1 protein-coding gene is annotated in these 1,243 nt (G+C 76.4%); it reads right to left on the bottom strand.

The annotated features are described in order from the left end of the window. Positions 1-113: 113 nt before the first annotated feature. Positions 114-1,243, bottom strand: a 1,130-nt coding sequence (locus DQW06_RS28140) for a non-ribosomal peptide synthetase (protein WP_157983644.1), incomplete at its 5' end; no start/stop codon positions are given.

Genomic DNA, 1,243 nt, shown 5'->3' with positions numbered 1-1,243 from the left:
GCGGTCGGTACGGGTGGTGAGCGTGGGGGCGGACGGTTCGTGTGGGGCGTCTCAGGGCGATGCCCGGAGCACCGGACGGCACGGGAGTGGCTGACGGGACGGGTGCTGCGAGGTCAGATCACCCCGTCCTGGACGTCCTCCGCCCTGGTCGCGCGGACCTGGTCGGCGAGCGCCGCGAGCGTGGGCGCGGCCAGGAAGGCCCGGGTGGACAGCTCCTCGCTGAGTTCGCGCCGCAGAACGGTGATCATGCGGATGGCCAGCAGGCTCGTGCCGCCCAGGGCGAAGAAGTTCGCGTCGCGGTCCTCGACGGCGGCGCCGGTCAGCTCGCCCCAGACGCGGGCGATGTGCTCCTCCACCCCGTCCGCGAGCGGGGCGCCGCCCGGACCGGCCTCGGCGGCGGCCAGCTCCTCCAGTGCCCGGAGGTCGACCTTGCCGTTGGCGGTCAGGGGCATCTCCCCGACCGTCCGCACGCTGCCGGGAACGGCGTGCGCGGGCAGCCGGGCGGCGAGGTGGCGGGCCAGGCCGTCGGCCACGACGCCGGAACCGTCCCCGGCCCCGATCCCCTCGCCGTCCTCGGTGACGAAGGCGACCACCCTGCGGGAGGTGCGCTCCCCCACCGTCAGCGCCGCGGCCCGGCGCACGCCGGGGTGGTCCTCCAGAGCCGCCTCGACCTCACCGAGTTCGAGCCGGTGGCCGCCCACCTTGACCTGACGGTCGGCGCGGCCGAGGAACTCCAGGAGCGCGCCCGGGCGGTAGCGGCCCTGGTCGCCGGTGCGGTACCAGCGCTCTCCCCCGGCGGTGACGAACCGGGCGGCCGTGCGCTCGGGATCGCCGCGGTAGCCGAGGGCGACCCCGGCCCCGCCGATCCACAGCTCCCCCGCCACCCAGTCCGGGCAGTCCAGCCCGTGGGGGTCCACCACCCGGTAGCGCTGGTCGCGCAGCGGCGTTCCGTAGGGCACCGAGGGCCACCCCGGCGGGACGTGGCCGCCGTCGAAGGCGTTGGACCAGATGGCCGCCTCCGTGGCGCCGCCCAGGGCCACCAGGTGGACGCGTGCGCCGCTCGCCTCGCGCAGGCGCGGCGCCAGGTCGCCGCCCACCCAGTCCCCGGAGACCAGGGCCAGCCGCAGCGAGGAGGGCAGCCCCCTGTCCCGCGAGGCCAGGAGCAGCATGTCGAGCAGGGCGGGGACGGTGTTCCAGACGGTGACGCCGTGCTCGACATGCTGCTCCTGGCCTCGCGGGACAG

It is taken from the genome of Nocardiopsis sp. TNDT3 (genome assembly GCF_003427465.1).
Lineage (GTDB): Bacteria > Actinomycetota > Actinomycetes > Streptosporangiales > Streptosporangiaceae > Nocardiopsis > Nocardiopsis dassonvillei.
Note: the sequence above shows the minus strand (reverse complement) of the source record. Positions and strands in the feature narration are given on the sequence as shown.